The sequence below is a fragment of the Variovorax sp. WDL1 genome, assembly GCF_001541225.1.
Classification (GTDB): Bacteria; Pseudomonadota; Gammaproteobacteria; order Burkholderiales; family Burkholderiaceae_C; genus Variovorax.
Genome location: NZ_LMTS01000249.1, coordinates 1 through 14,062, shown reverse-complemented (window position 1 = coordinate 14,062; position 14,062 = coordinate 1). Strand labels below are relative to the sequence as shown.

Annotated in this window: 11 protein-coding genes; 4 read left to right on the top strand and 7 right to left on the bottom strand. The window is 69.3% G+C overall.

What is annotated here, in order from left to right:
- Positions 1-21 precede the first annotated feature (21 nt).
- Positions 22-1,275, bottom strand: a complete 1,254-nt coding sequence (locus tag APY03_RS31320) for a restriction endonuclease subunit S (protein ID WP_068683297.1) — start codon at positions 1,273-1,275, stop codon at positions 22-24.
- A gap of 38 nt (positions 1,276-1,313) precedes the next feature.
- A complete protein-coding gene (locus APY03_RS31315; RefSeq protein WP_068683295.1) occupies positions 1,314-2,981 on the bottom strand; it encodes an HsdM family class I SAM-dependent methyltransferase in 1,668 nt (555 codons plus the stop codon).
- Positions 2,982-3,109: 128 nt separating this feature from the next.
- On the opposite strand from APY03_RS31315, the gene APY03_RS31310 reads away from it, so the two are divergent.
- Positions 3,110-4,048 (top strand): succinylglutamate desuccinylase/aspartoacylase domain-containing protein, encoded by a 939-nt coding sequence (locus tag APY03_RS31310; RefSeq protein WP_068683293.1) that lies wholly within the window; start codon positions 3,110-3,112, stop codon positions 4,046-4,048.
- A gap of 6 nt (positions 4,049-4,054) precedes the next feature.
- Here the strand turns inward: APY03_RS31310 and APY03_RS31305 are convergent, their stop codons facing one another.
- Positions 4,055-5,854 carry a glutamine--tRNA ligase/YqeY domain fusion protein gene (locus APY03_RS31305; protein WP_068683291.1) on the bottom strand — a complete coding sequence of 600 codons (1,800 nt, stop codon included), beginning with the start codon at positions 5,852-5,854 and terminating at the stop codon, positions 4,055-4,057.
- Between the two features lie 136 nt (positions 5,855-5,990).
- On the opposite strand from APY03_RS31305, the gene APY03_RS31300 reads away from it, so the two are divergent.
- Complete coding sequence (locus tag APY03_RS31300; protein WP_068683289.1) at positions 5,991-6,338, top strand: hypothetical protein; 348 nt, start codon at positions 5,991-5,993, stop codon at positions 6,336-6,338.
- Between the two features lie 79 nt (positions 6,339-6,417).
- On the opposite strand, the gene APY03_RS31295 is transcribed toward APY03_RS31300, so the two are convergent.
- The 4 genes from APY03_RS31295 to APY03_RS31280 all read right to left on the bottom strand — a co-directional run bounded on the left by APY03_RS31295 (position 6,418) and on the right by APY03_RS31280 (position 9,215).
- Entirely contained in the window at positions 6,418-7,263 is an 846-nt protein-coding gene (locus APY03_RS31295) for a LytR/AlgR family response regulator transcription factor (RefSeq protein ID WP_068683288.1), read from the bottom strand.
- Entirely contained in the window at positions 7,260-8,327 is a 1,068-nt protein-coding gene (locus tag APY03_RS31290; RefSeq protein WP_068683286.1) for a sensor histidine kinase, read from the bottom strand. Before APY03_RS31290 ends, APY03_RS31295 begins: the two co-directional genes overlap by 4 nt.
- Positions 8,324-8,626, bottom strand: a complete 303-nt coding sequence (locus tag APY03_RS31285; protein WP_068683284.1) for a 2TM domain-containing protein — start codon at positions 8,624-8,626, stop codon at positions 8,324-8,326. The genes APY03_RS31290 and APY03_RS31285 overlap by 4 nt, the downstream gene beginning before the upstream one ends.
- 61 nt (positions 8,627-8,687) lie before the next feature.
- A complete protein-coding gene (locus APY03_RS31280) occupies positions 8,688-9,215 on the bottom strand; it encodes a DUF6622 family protein (RefSeq protein WP_332112722.1) in 528 nt (175 codons plus the stop codon).
- Between the two features lie 230 nt (positions 9,216-9,445).
- Here APY03_RS31280 and APY03_RS31275 point away from each other — a divergent pair, with 230 nt between their 5' ends.
- On the top strand, positions 9,446-10,729 hold the full coding sequence (locus APY03_RS31275; protein WP_068683409.1) for an efflux RND transporter periplasmic adaptor subunit: 1,284 nt from the start codon (positions 9,446-9,448) through the stop codon (positions 10,727-10,729).
- Positions 10,730-10,739: 10 nt separating this feature from the next.
- Entirely contained in the window at positions 10,740-13,943 is a 3,204-nt protein-coding gene (locus tag APY03_RS31270) for an efflux RND transporter permease subunit (RefSeq protein WP_068683282.1), read from the top strand.
- Positions 13,944-14,062 lie beyond the last annotated feature (119 nt).

The following is a 14,062-nucleotide window of genomic DNA, read 5'->3' as shown; positions in this document are numbered from 1 at the left end:
CCTGCGTCGGAACGGCGAGCATCATGCCCGGACCTCGAACGCGCGCGCCAGCAGCGCCTCGAAGGTGGTCTTGGCATGGATGAGCGCGGCGTCCTGCTGGAGCGCGATGGCGTGCAGCGCCGTGATTCGCTGCGCGAAGGCCTCCTGCAGGTGCGCCGCCGGCACCATCACGCGCAGCGTGCGCAGCCGCTCCTTCGAAATGTTGGGCATCGAGGCGGCGGTCCCGCTCGCCAGCAGCTGCAGCCCTCTTCGCATGGCCGGAGCTCGCAGCAGCGCCCACAGATAGAGTGGATGCACGCCCGCGTCCGGACGCAGCCGCAGCCGGAAGATCAGGTCGGGCAGCAGGATCCGGCCCCGGGTTTCCCACACATAGGCCGGCGTGCCCACCAGCTCCAGCGTGTTCTTGCGGCTGATCAGCAGGTCGCCGGTGCGCACCTCGTTGCGCGGGTCCGGCTGCTCGGTTTCGGGCAGCGTCTTGTGGTCGGACTCGTCGTAGAGCGCGTTCTTCAGCGCGCTCAGCCGCAGCACGCCCCATTCGTTCTCTGCTTTCGGCCGGTCGTGGCAGCGCGGGCTCTTGCCGCTGTCGATGCCCTCTAGCAGCTCACCCAGCCTCATCATGGGCCAGGCCTTCGGGTTGCGCTGCGGGTCGCCGAACATGTCGTCCAGCATGGCCGGCACCATCAGCTCGGTCAGCGCGCGCCCGCGGCGCCGCAGGCGCACCATGCTGTCGGCGCAGCCGAGCAGGTCGACCAGGCGGCGCTGTCGGGCCAGCTCCGGCACAGGAATGGCAGCGGCTGCCATGTAGGCGGTCGGCACGCGCTGCTGGCCGGCGGTGCCGGTGAGGCTGCGCCTTGCCGCGTTGCGGAAGCGCCGCTGGCGCAGGAAGAAGTAGACCCATTCGGGCAGCACGGCCTCGCGGGCGCGCAGCACGTGGAACTCGGTGGAGCCGAACCCGCGGCCGCCGGCCAGGTCGCGCGCAATGGCCAGCTTGCCGTTCTCCATGCAGGGCGTGATCTTCGCGAAGAGGACGTCGCCCTCCGCAAAAGGGGTATAGCCCTTTCTCACTTCGCCGAAGGGCCGCGTCATGCGCTGGGCGATGGTGGCGGTGATCTCGTCCACCGCGGCCATCGGCACGAAGGCGACCTCGCTGTGCTCCTGCAGGCCGTGGTCCTTCGGCAGCCTGGGGTTGATCTCGCACACCTCGCCGAGCGTGGCCATGCGGGTGGGTGGGTTCAGCGAATCACGTTGGCCTGTGGGCAGCCCTGCAATGCTCATTGAATAACTTCCCTGATCTTGTTTCTGATCTTGTCATTTCACTGATCCAGCTCGGAGAGCAAGGCGCGCAGCGTCTCGATCTCTTTCTCGATCTCGGCTTCGATGGCGGCGAGTTCGTCGAGGAGCTCGCGCGGGTCCTGGTGTTCGATCTGCGAGGCGCTCATCGGCCGGTAGCGGCTGGCCGAGAGGCCGAAGTCGTTCGCGCGCAGCGCCGCAGCTTCGGCAAACCACCATTTCTCATGCCATTCGGCGGCGGGGTCGCGCGCCTGCCAGCGCGCCCATGCCGCCTCGCGGCCGATGAAGGCCTGCGCCAGCGCGGGCAGGTCGTCGGACTCGATGGGCGTGTCGTGGTTGGCGTCGAGCCGGTAGCCGTCGTCTTCGGCATGCAGGAACATCACGCGCTGCGTGCGGCCGCCGCGGCGGAAGAAAAGCACCGAGGTCTTCACGCCCGAATAGGGCTGGAACACGCCGCCGGGCAGGCTCATGACCGCTTCGACGCGATGGTGCTCGATCAGCTGGCCGCGCAGCTCGCGGTGCGCGATCGTGGAACCGAAGAGCACGCCTTCGGGTACCACCACCGCGGCCCGGCCGTCGGGCCGCAGGCTGTCGAGCATGTACTTGAGGAACAGCAGCTCGGTGGCGCTGGTGCTGCCGAGCTTCACCTCGTCGACGATGCGGTCCTTGTCAATGCGGCCGGAGAAAGGCGGATTCGCGAGCACGACATGGAAGCCTTCGCCCGGCAGGGACAGCCGGTTCTTGACCTCTTCGTCGAGATGGGTCGTCAGCACGTTGCGCTGCAGGATGCGCACGTGGGCAAGGCCGCGCAGCGTGAGGTTCATGGTCGCCAGCCGCACCATCTTCGGGTCGACGTCGTTGCCGAAGAAGGTGCCGCGCTGCAGCCTGGCGAGCTGCGCGTCGGAGAGCAGGTCGCCCATGCCGCGCCGGTGCGTCTTGCCCTCGAGCTCGGCTTCCACGATGCTGCCCGGCGAGGAGTTGGCCAGCCGCATGTGGTTGTAGGCCGCCACCAGGAAGCCTGCGGTGCCCGCGGCCGGGTCGTAGACGGTCTCGCCCACCTTCGGATCGATCATCTCGACGATCGTGCGGATCACGTGGCGCGGCGTGCGGAACTGGCCCAGCTCGCCGGCCTGCTTCATCTGGCGCAGCACGTGCTCGAACAGGTCGCCCTTGGTGTCGGCGTCGGCCTGGTCGAGCCGCAGGTCGCTGACCAGGCGCACGACCTGCTTCAGCACCGTCGGCTCGTCGATGCCCAGGCGAGCGCCGCGCATGAAGTCATGGGCCGAGGCCTCGCCGATCTCGGCGAAGAAAGGGAAGACCTCGTCGCGCACGAAGCGCACCAGCGCGTCGCCCGACAGCGCCTCGGACCACCAGGACCAGCGGAAGCAACTGCGCGGGATGCAGATCTGGCCGTTGTGCAGCACCGTCGGCGGCGGCATCCCTTCGCGCGCGCCCGGCACCTGGGCGTTGGCGGGATTGCGCAGCTCCCATTCGCCCTCGAACAGGCTGCGGAACGGCACCTTCAGCACCTCGGCGCGCTTTTCGGCTTCGGCGTCGAGGCCCTGCACCAGGAAGAAGAAGAACAGGAAGCAGAGCTGTTCGGTGTTGCCGACGGGATCCGGATAGCCGCCGCCAAAGAGGTAGTCGCGAATCTGGTCGATCGACCGTCGCATGTCGGCAGTCAGGGGCATGGGGGGAGGGGGCTCGAAAACATTTTGTTGTGGGCGCGAGTCTACGAGGCAAATGAGGGGCGGCCTGCAGACCCGGCTGGAGCAAACTAAAGGACTCGTATCACAACAGGCCGCAACGCCACTCTGCCATGACCGCGATCCTCCCGCGCCTCGAAGTCGTCCAGGGCGATCTCTCCGCCTACCGCCAGGGCAACACCGGCGTCGACTACGTCCACCGCTTCGAATCCGGCAAGCCGGGCCCGCACGTGCTGATCAACGCGTTGACCCACGGCAACGAGATCTGCGGGATGGTGGCCGCCACCCGTCTGCTCGACGAGGGCGTGCGCCCGAGGATCGGCACGCTCACGGTGAGCTTCGCCCACGTGGAGGCGTACAACGCCTTCGACGCGGAGAAGCCCTTCGAGAACCGGCAGCTGGTGCACAACCTCAACCGGGTCTGGTCCGACGAGTGGCTGGAGGGGCCCGAGGACAGCCCCGAGCTGCGCCGCGCCCGCGCGCTGCGGCCGGTGGTGGCCGCAGCCGACCACATCCTCGACCTGCACTCCACCAGCCAGGACGTGGTGCCCTTCTGGGTCTACCCGGCCTTCGCGCGCAACGCGGCAGTGGCGCTGGCGATCGGGCGGCCCTTGGTGCACCTGGTGATGCCCAGGGGCCTGGGCTCGGGCACGCCGCTGATCCAGCATGGCCGCCATGGCGAGGACGAAGGCCCGGCGGGCGCGGCACTGGTCGCCGAGTGCGGGCAGCATTTCCTGCAGGCCACGGCGGACATGGCGGTGGCGGTGACCTTCGATTTCCTGGCGCATTTCGGGCTGATCGAGCGCAACGCGCCGGCGCCTGCGCCAGGGCCGCAGCGGCGCTTCGAGCTGCTGGAGACGCGCATGGTCAAGACGCCGGAATTCCGCTTCGCTCGGCCGCTCGTGGGCTTCGAGGTGTTTGCCAAGGGCGAGTTGATTGCCACCGATGGCGAGGAGGAGATCCGGGCGCCTTGCGACGATTGCACGGTGCTGATGCCGACGCGGGAGCCGATCGTGGGGCGGGAAGGCGTTTACCTGACGCGGCCGCTGTAGCGCCCTTTACTTGCCCCAGCTGTCCTTCATCCCGGCCGCGCGGTTGAACACCAGCCCACCCGCTGCGCCCTGGCGGCTGTCCGGCACGAAGTACCCGTGCCGCTCGAACTGGAAGGCCTGGCCCGCCGTGGCCTCGGCCAGCGCCGGCTCCGCATAGGCCTGTGACACCACCAGGCTGTTCGGGTTCAGCTCGTCCTGCACCTCGCCGGCACCGGGCTGCGCGGCCGCGAACAGGCGCTCGTACAGCCGCACCTCGGCCGGCACGGCATCGGCGGCCGCCACCCAGGTGATGTTTCCCTTGACCTTGATCGCGTCCGCGCCGGGCGTGCCGCTCTTCGTATCAGGCACCAGCTTCGCCTGCACCTCGACCAGCTTGCCGGCCGCATCGCGCGTCCCGCCCGTGCACTCGATGACGTGGCCGTACTTGAGGCGCACCTTGTTGCCGGGGAAGAGGCGGAAGAAGCCCTTGGGCTGCACGTCCTCGTAGTCGGTGCGCTCGATCCAGACCTCGCCGCCCAGCTTGAATCTGCGCTTGCCCATCTCCGGATGGTGCGGGTGCACGGGCGCCGTGCATTCGTCGAGGAAGCCGGCGCCCATCAGCTCGTCCCAGTTGGTGATGACCAGCCTGACCGGGTCGAGCACGGCCATCGCGCGCGGCGCCACCGGGTCGAGGGTGTCGCGCAGGGCCGCCTCGAGGCTGGCGTAGTCGATCCAGCCGCCCGACTTGGTGACGCCCGAGCGCTCGCAGAAGAGCTTCAGCGCCTCGGGCGTGTAGCCGCGGCGGCGCAGGCCTGCGAGGGTGGGCATGCGCGGGTCGTCCCAGCCGTCCACGTGCCCTTCCTCGACCAGCTGGCGCAGGCGGCGCTTGCTGGTGATCACGTGGGTCACGTTGAGGCGCGCGAACTCGTACTGGCGCGGATGCGGCGACGCGATCAGGCCGCCCGCGGCCAGGTTGTCCAGCAGCCAGTCGTAGAAGGGGCGCTGGTCCTCGAATTCCAGCGTGCAGATGCTGTGGGTGATCTGCTCCAGCGCGTCCTCGATGGGGTGGGCGAAGGTGTACATCGGGTAGATGCACCACTTGTCCCCGGTGTTGTGGTGGGTGGCGCGGCGGATGCGGTAGAGCGCCGGGTCCCGCATGTTGATGTTGGGGCTGGCCATGTCGATCTTTGCGCGCAGCACTGCGGCGCCGTCGGGCAGCTGGCCGTCGCGCATGGCGCGGAAGCGCGCGAGGTTCTCGTCTGCCGTGCGCTGGCGGTACGGGCTGTCGATGCCGGGGGTGTTGAAGTCGCCGCGGGTGGCGCGGATCTGCTCGGCGCTCTGTTCGTCGACATAGGCCAGGCCGGCGCCGATGAGGTATTCGGCCGCGCGGTACATGAAGTCGAAGTAGTTGCTGGCGAAGTAGACGTGCTCGTTGGGCTGGCCGGGCCTGGCGGGATCGTCGGCGAAGCTGCAGTCGTAGCCCAGCCACTTCACTGCGTCGCGGATGGCGTCGACGTATTCCTGCTCCTCTTTTTCGGGATTGGTGTCGTCGTAGCGCAGGTGGCACACGCCGCCATATTCGCGGGCCAGCTCGAAGTTGAGCCAGATGCTCTTGGCGTGGCCGATGTGCAGGTAGCCATTGGGCTCGGGCGGGAAGCGCAGGCGCACGCGGGCCGGGTCCTGCATGCCCTGCGCGTGGTGCACGGCGTCGCCGGGGGAGCCGCCCCAGCGGCGGCTGGCGTAATGGCCCTGTTGGAGGTCGTTTTCGATGACGTGGCGCAGGAAATTGCTCGGTTTGGCGGGGTCGTGGTCGGCGGCGGAAGTCATTTGTTCATTCTAGGTGGCGCCTCTGCGGCTTTACTTTCGGAAACATTCTTCACGTGGCGGTGTGCACCTCGTTGACAATTGCTGCGTTCAATACAGCCATGGACGCACGGCGTCCCCCCAACAAGGAGTCCCAACCATGAGCCTCACCCGTTCCACCTTCTTCAAATGGGCTGCCGCCGGCGCCGTCGCAGCGGGCGCGCTGTTCACTGCAGCTTCGGCCAATGCCCGCGGCGACGTGAGCTGGTCGGTCGGCATCAGCGCACCTGGCATCGCGCTCGGCGTGGCGGCTCCCCCGGTGTACTACGCACCGCCGCCGGTGTACTACCGCCCGGCTGCTCCGGTCTACTACGCACCGCCGCCACCGGTCTACTACCGTCCGGCCCCGGTGTACTACGGTCCGCCGCCTGCGTACTACGGCCCTCCGCGCGGCTACTACCGCGGACACGGCCATCGGCATGGGAACCGGCACGGCCACTGGCGTTGATCGCCGGCCGCCACGATTGCCTGCTGTCACATGAAAGAACCGGCCCCGCGGCCGGTTTTTTCATGGGCCTCACGGGCGCTCACATGGCCTTGAACAGGTGGGCGTAGAGCCGGCTGACGGGGATCTTCTCCGTTCGGCCGCGCAGGGCCAGGTGGAGCTTGCCGGCCTCATCGCGGTGCACCGAATCGATGGCGTCGCTGCGCACCACGATGGCCCGGTGCACCTGCCAGAAGACGCCGGCGTCGAGCTGTGGCAGCAACTGCTTGAGCGGGGTTCGGATCAGGTACTCGCGGGAAGCGGTGAGCACGCGCACGTACTTGTCGGCGGCCTCGAAGTACTGCACCTCCTCGACGGGCACCATGCGCACCGTGCTGCCTGCGGTGCCCGCCTCGCTGGCGGCGATCAGCTTGAGGGGCGCCGTGCCCGCCACGCCGGGAAGGGCTGCCGCGCCGCCGGCCGCGGCCAGCAGCTGGCGCCACTGCGAGAGCGTGCCGGCCAGCGCATCTTCGGGGCTGGGCGCGGACCCGTTGCGCTGCGACGGCTCCAGGGCCTGGCGCAGCCGCGCGACGGTGCGCCGGAGCCGTTCGGGCTGCACGGGCTTCAACACATAGTCGATGGCCTGGGCATCGAAGGCGCGGGCGGCGTATTCGTCGTAGGCGGTCACGAAGACCAGCTGGGGCATCTGCGCCTCGTCGACGGGCCAGGCGTCCGCCAACTCGGCGGCGGCGGCCAGGCCGTCCTGGCCCGGCATGCGAATGTCGAAGAACAGCACCTGCGGCAGCAGCCGCAACGCGTCCCGGACCGCGCTGTGGCCATCGGCCACGGTGGCGAGCACCTCGAGCTCGGGCCAGGCGGTGGCCAGCTCGGCGCGCAGGGCGTGCGCCAGGAGGGGTTCGTCTTCGGCGATGAGGGCGGTGGTCTTCATGCGGGCAGCGGGAGAGTGATGGTGGCGCAGGTGCCGCCGGCCGGGTGCGATGCCAGCTGCAGGGCGCCTTCCGCGCCGTAGACGGTGGCGATGCGTTCCCGCACCTGCGAGAGGCCGAAGCCGCCCCCGGGCGCCGGCGCGCTGTCGTTTTCCGCGATGCCCACGCCGGTGTCGCGCACCTCGATCACCAGGCGCCGGCCTTCGCGCCGCGCGGCGATCTCGATCTCGCCGCCTTCGACCTTCGGCTCCAGTCCATGGCGGATCGCATTCTCCACCAGCGGCTGGAGCAGCAGCGGCGGCACCGGCAGCTCCCGCAAATCCTCGGGCAGGTCGAGCCGGTAGGCGAGCCGCGGGCCCATGCGCACCGACATCAGCTCCAGGTAGTCGCCCAGCCGCTGGAACTCGGCCGCCAGCGGATGCGAGAGCGCGCGAGAGCCGCTGAGGGTCACGCGCAGGTAGCTGTTGAGGCGGTCGAGCATGGCCACGGCGCGCGGCGGGTCGGTGGCGATCAGCGCGCGCAGGTTGGCCAGTGTGTTGAACAGCATGTGCGGCTCGAGCTGGGTCTCCAGCAGCTTGAGGCGGGCATCGGCGGCATCGCGCTGGGCCAACGCGATCTCGCCCTCGAGGTACTTGCTCTTGCCGCGGCTGTAGTAGAAGTAGCAGATGACCACCCCTGCCACCACCGTGATCAGCATCGTGGAGGCGAGCTTGTCGCGCGAGAAGTTCAAGAATTCCAGCAGGGGCTTGCCGGTCCAGGCGTCGCCGATCGCGTTGCCGCCGAGGAAGCCGACCACGATGCCCACGATGACGAGTGCCACGCCACGCCAGCCGTGCGGCCAGGGCGCGGCCTCGCGGCCGGCGAGCAACAGCCGGCCGATGTCGACCACCAGCCAGCTGATGAGCCCGATCGAGAGCGAATAGATGAACTGCGGCGCCCACGCGCCACGGCCCGAGAGCGACAGCCCGACCGCGATGATGCAGCAGAAGCCGGCGGTCGAGATGCCGTGCCGCAGGACGTGCCGGAGATTCGCCGGCGAGAAATTGCGTGCCAGCGTTTCGCTCACCCGCGGTCTCCACGGTCTGCGCCACGCAGCGCCCTGCGCTCCCGTTCGAGCAGCCGGTCGAAGAAATTGCCGCCCGGCGCGACGAAGAACACCACGGCGCCATGGATCAGGAGTCCCAGGCCCCAGCCGAGCAACGGATACATGGCCCAGTTCTGCCCGCGCGAGCTCGCCAGGATCACGAGGAACAGGTTGACCAGCACGTAGACGGTGGCATGGATGTACCAGCCCATCTTGGCGCCGGCGCGGCGGCGGGCCAGGCGTTCGAGCGGATCGGTCGAAGGGTGAAGGTCGTTGGTCATGGTGGACTCTCCAGATGAGGATTCTTGCGGAAGAAGAGCAAAGAGGGGGATATCGCGTCGCTCAGGCGCCGGCCGCCGGCACGCCCACGCGGTCTTCGCGGATCGCCAGCTTCCACAGGCGCAGCGCACGCGCCGAGAAGATGCCGCTGAAGGTGCCGTAGAGCGAGCCGATGCCCAGCGCGAAGCCGGCATGGCGTGCCAGCTCCGGATGCATCGCCAGCAGCACGCCGACGGCGTACTTGGTGAAGAAGATGCCCATCATCAGCGCCAGCGGCGCTGCGCTGCCGGGCAGGTGGAAGGTGCGCGTTGCGGCGTCGAAGCGGGCGGAGGCTGGCAGCGGCCAGCGCTGTACCGCGAGCAGCAGCGTGGTGGCTGCGCCGGCCCAGCCGAGCAGCGCGGCCGGCGAATCGCCGAAGGTCGAGAGCATGCCGTAGAAGGACAGCCCGATCATCGCGATCGGCAGCAAGGTCACGCGGGCCAGGCTCACGGTGCCGGCGCGCAGTTGCTTGAGGCCCAGCCATACGAGCAGGGCGAAGAGCACGAACACCCAGCGCGGGGTGTGGGCCAGGATCTGGGTCAGCATCAGCATGTTGTTTCTCCGTGAAGGGGTTCGGAAGCATCGATGGGCGGACTGTGCCGGCCGGCCGGCGCCCCCGCCATGTGCTTGCGACGAACTGCAGCGCAGCGGTGCGAGTTGCAATCGGCAGTCGCCGGACGCAATGCGCAACGCCGGCTTTACCGGGGCTTTACGGTTCGCGAGAACTGGGCGCTACGATTCGACGCTCCACTAAGGGCTGCTTGCGAACCGCCCCGATGCCGATGTCTTCCCCCAACCCAGAGCCCGCTGCCACTGCCCCCCTCGCCGAAGCGCCCGCGCCGCGGCCGCCTTCGCGCCGCAGGCTCTGGCTGGGCAGCCTGGCCGCGCTGCTGCTCGTGGGGGTCCTGGGCGGCGTGGCCTGGTACCTGATCAAGCGCTCGGGCGAGCCGGTGGCCGGCCGCGGCGGCTTCGGGCCTCCCGGCTCGACCGTCGGCCATGCGGTCGCGCGCCGGGCCGAATTGCCGGTGACCATCGAAGCGCTCGGGACGGTGACGCCGCTGGCGACCATTACCCTGAAGCCGCAGGTCGGCGGCGTGCTCACCGAAGTGCTCTACACCGAAGGCCAGGCGGTGACCAAGGGCCAGCTGCTGGCCCGCATCGACCCGCGGCCCTACGAGCAGGCGCTGATGCAGGCCCAGGGCGCGCGCGTGCGCGACGAGGCGCAGCTGGAGGCCGCTCGCGTGACGCTGGCACGCTACCGCACGCTGCTGACCCAGGACTCCATCGCGCGCCAGGACGTCGACACCCAGGCGGCGCTGGTCAAGCAGCTCGAAGGCACGGTGACCACCGATCGCGCCTCCGAAGCCGCAGCCAGGCTCAATGTCGAATACACGCGCATCACCGCGCCGGTGGCCGGGCGCATCGGCCTGCGCACGGTCGATCCCGGCAACACGGTGGCGTCCAACGCAGCCACCGGCATCGCGGTGATCACGCAGATGAACCCCATCGACGTGCAGTTCGCCGTGCCGCAGGACCGCCTGCCCGACATCCAGGCCCAGCTCGCCAAGGGCGCGGCGCTGCCGGTCAAGGCAATGGACCGCACGCGCAGCGCCACGCTGGACACCGGCACTTTCTCTACGCTCGACAACGTCGTGGACACCAGCACGGGCACCATCAAGGGCAAGGCGCGCTTCGGCAACGCCCAGACCACGCTGTTTCCCAACCAGTTCGTCAATGTGCAGATGACCCTGCGCACCATCGACGCGGTCGTGGTGCCGGTGACCGCGGTGCGCACCGGGCCCACCGGGAGCTACGTGTACGTGATCAACGAGGACCGCACCGTCTCCATGCGGACGGTCAGGCGGGGCGAGTCGACGGTCGAGCTGGCAGCGATCACCGAGGGGCTGGAGGCCGGCGAGAAGGTCGTGACCGAAGGCGGCGACCGCCTCAAGGAGGGCGCGCAGGTGGTGCTGCAGGGCGACAGGCCGGCAGCCGGGCCGCGCGCGGGCGCCTCCGGTCCTCGGGGCCCGCGCGGCGAGGGACGGCGCCGGCCGCCGCCGCAGTGAGGGGGTGTTGATGAGCCCATCGCGCCCCTTCATCGAGCGGCCGGTGGCGACCGGCCTGTTGATGCTCGCGATCGTGCTTGCGGGCCTGGTGGGCTTCCGCTTCCTGCCGCTGGCGGCCCTGCCGCAGGTGGACTATCCGACCATCCAGGTGCAGACCCTCTACCCTGGCGCGAGCCCCGAGGTGATGAGCCGCACCGTCACCGCGCCGCTGGAGCGCCAGTTCGGCCAGATGGCGGGGCTGGACCGGATGAGCTCGGTGAGCTCGAACGGCGTGTCCATCGTCACCCTGCAGTTCGCGCTCGACCAGACGCTGGACGTGGCCGAGCAGCAGGTGCAGGCAGCGATCAACGCCGGCGGCTCTCTGCTGCCGGCCGACCTGCCGGCGCCGCCGGTCTATGCCAAGGTCAATCCGGCGGACGCGCCCATCCTCACGCTGGCCGTGAGCTCCAGCACCATGCCGCTGACCGAAGTGCAGAACCTCGTCAACACCCGCCTCGCGCAGAAGATCAGCCAGGTGGCCGGCGTGGGCCTGGTCTCGCTCTCGGGCGGGCAGCGCCCGGCGGTGCGCATCCAGGCCGACACCAACGCGCTGGCCTCGGTGGGCATCGGGCTGGACACGCTGCGTACCGCCATCGCCGCGGCCAATGCCAACAGCGCCAAGGGCAGCTTCGATGGGCCGCAGCGCGCCTACACCATCAACGCCAACGACCAGCTGGTTGCCGCGGCCGAGTACAAGAACCTGATCGTCGCCTGGAAGAACGGCGCGCCGGTGCGCATGAGCGATGTCGCACGCGTGGTCGATGGGGCCGAGAACACGCAGCTCGGGGCCTGGGCCGCCGCGCGCGCGGAATCGAAGGACGATCAAGACGCGGCAACCCGCGCCGCGCCGGGCCGCCCCAAGCAAGCGGGCGCCCCCTCGGGGGGCAGCGAGGACACGTCAGAGCCGAGCGTGGGGACCGAGTTGTACCCCGCGATCATCCTCAACGTGCAGCGCCAGCCCGGCGCCAACGTGATCGGCACCGTCGATGCCATCAAGAAGCAGCTGCCCGAACTCGAAGCCTCATTGCCGGGCGCGCTCAAGGTCGAGGTGCTGAGCGACCGCACCACGGGCATCCGTGCCTCGGTGCGCCACGTCCAGCTCGAGCTGGCCTTGGCCGTGGTGCTGGTGGTGCTGGTGATCTTCCTGTTCCTGCACAGCGTGCGCGCCACGGTCATCGCGAGCATCGCGGTGCCGATCTCGCTCATCGGCACGCTGGGCCTCATGTACCTGCTGGGCTACAGCCTCAACAACCTGAGCCTGATGGCGCTGACCATTGCCACCGGCTTCGTGGTGGACGACGCAATCGTCATGATCGAGAACATCGCGCGCTACCTGGAGGAGGGCGATCCGCCCTTCAAGGCCGCGCTCAAGGGGGCGACGCAGATCGGCTTCACCATCATTTCGCTGACGGTGTCGCTGGTGGCGGTGCTGATCCCGCTGCTCTTCATGGGCGACGTGGTGGGGCGGCTGTTCCGCGAGTTCGCGGTCACGCTGGCGATCACCATCCTGATCTCGGCCGTGGTCTCGCTGACCCTGGTGCCGATGATGTCGGCGCGCTGGCTCAAGCCGCAGGCCGAGGAGGGTGGCCGCTTCGGCGCGCGCGTGCAGCATTTTTTCGAGCGCGTGATCGCGCGCTACGACACCTGGCTGCAATGGGTGTTGCGCCACCAGCCCCTGACGCTCGTGGTGGCGGCGCTGACGCTGGCGCTGTCGGTGCTGCTCTACGTCGCCATCCCGAAGGGCCTGTTCCCGACGCAGGACACCGGGCAGCTGCAGGCGCGCATCGAGGCGGCGCAGGATGTGTCCTATGCGCGCATGGCCGAGCTGCAGAAGGCCGCCGCCCATGCCATCCTGGCCGACCCCGACGTGCGCAGCCTCAGCTCGGTGGTGGGCGTGGACGCGGCCAACAACACCGCGCTCAACACCGGGCGCATGCTGATCAACCTGCGCTCGGACCGCGACGACCAGGCCGACGTCATGCAGCGCCTGCGCGAGCGCGTGAACGCGGTGGCCGGCGTGATGCTCTACCTGCAGCCCACGCAGGACCTGACCATCGACGCCGAGACCGGCCCGACCGAGTTCCGCGTCGCGCTCGAGGGCGTGGACACCACCGTGGTCAACGGCTGGGCGAAGAAGCTGGTCGAGCGGCTGCGCAGCGCGCCGCAGGTGCGCAACGCGACCACCGACGCCGGCGCGCAGGGCCTGGCCGCCTACGTCGACATCGACCGCAACACCGCCTCGCGGCTGTCGGTCACGGCCAGCTCGGTCGACGATGCGCTCTACAGCGCATTCGGGCAGCGCATCGTCTCCACCATCTTCACCGAGACCAACCAGTACCGCGTGATCCTCGAGGCGCAGCGCGAGGCGCTCGCGTCGCCGCAGGGGCTGGGCAACCTGCAGCTGCGCACCGGCGCCGGCACGCCGACGCCGCTGTCCTCGCTGGCCACCGTGCGTGAGCAGCTCGCGCCGCTGCAGGTCACGCGCGTGGCGCAGTACCCGTCCGCGACCGTGGGTTTCGACACCGCGCCCGGCGTCGCACTGGGCAAGTCGGTCTCGGCGATTCGCGACGCGGCCAGGGAGATCGGCCTGCCCGCTAGCGTGCGGCTCAACTTCCTGGGCGCGGCGGGCGCGTACGAGAGGTCGCTCACGAACCAGCTGTGGCTGATCCTCGCGGCGGTGGTGTGCGTGTACATCGTGCTGGGCGTGCTCTACGAGAGCTACGTCCATCCCCTGACCATCCTGTCCACGCTGCCCTCCGCCGGCGTGGGCGCGCTGCTGGCGTTGATGGTGACGGGCAACGACCTGGGGGTGATCGGGATCATCGGCATCATCCTGCTGATCGGCATCGTGAAGAAGAACGCGATCATGATGATCGACTTCGCGATCGATGCCGAGCGGCACGAAGGGAAGTCGCCGCAGGAGGCGATCCACCAGGCAGCGCTGCTGCGCCTCCGGCCGATCCTGATGACGACGCTGGCGGCGCTGTTCGCGGCGCTGCCGTTGATGCTGGGATGGGGCGAGGGCGCGGAGTTGCGGCGGCCACTGGGACTGGCGATCTTCGGCGGGCTGGTGGTGAGCCAGGTGCTGACGCTGTTTACTACGCCGGTGATCTATCTGGCGTTTGATCGGATGGGGCGGAGGTTCGGGGGGAGGCGTGATGCTGCGCACGTCTGAGGTTTTGCTCCGTCTTGCGTTGAGAGAAGGTTGGGGTGAGGGCACTCGTTCGGGCGGTTTCGTGCGCTGCTGTTGTGTTGAGGCCGGGGCCGGGAATTCGCCCCGGCGGGCGAGTCACT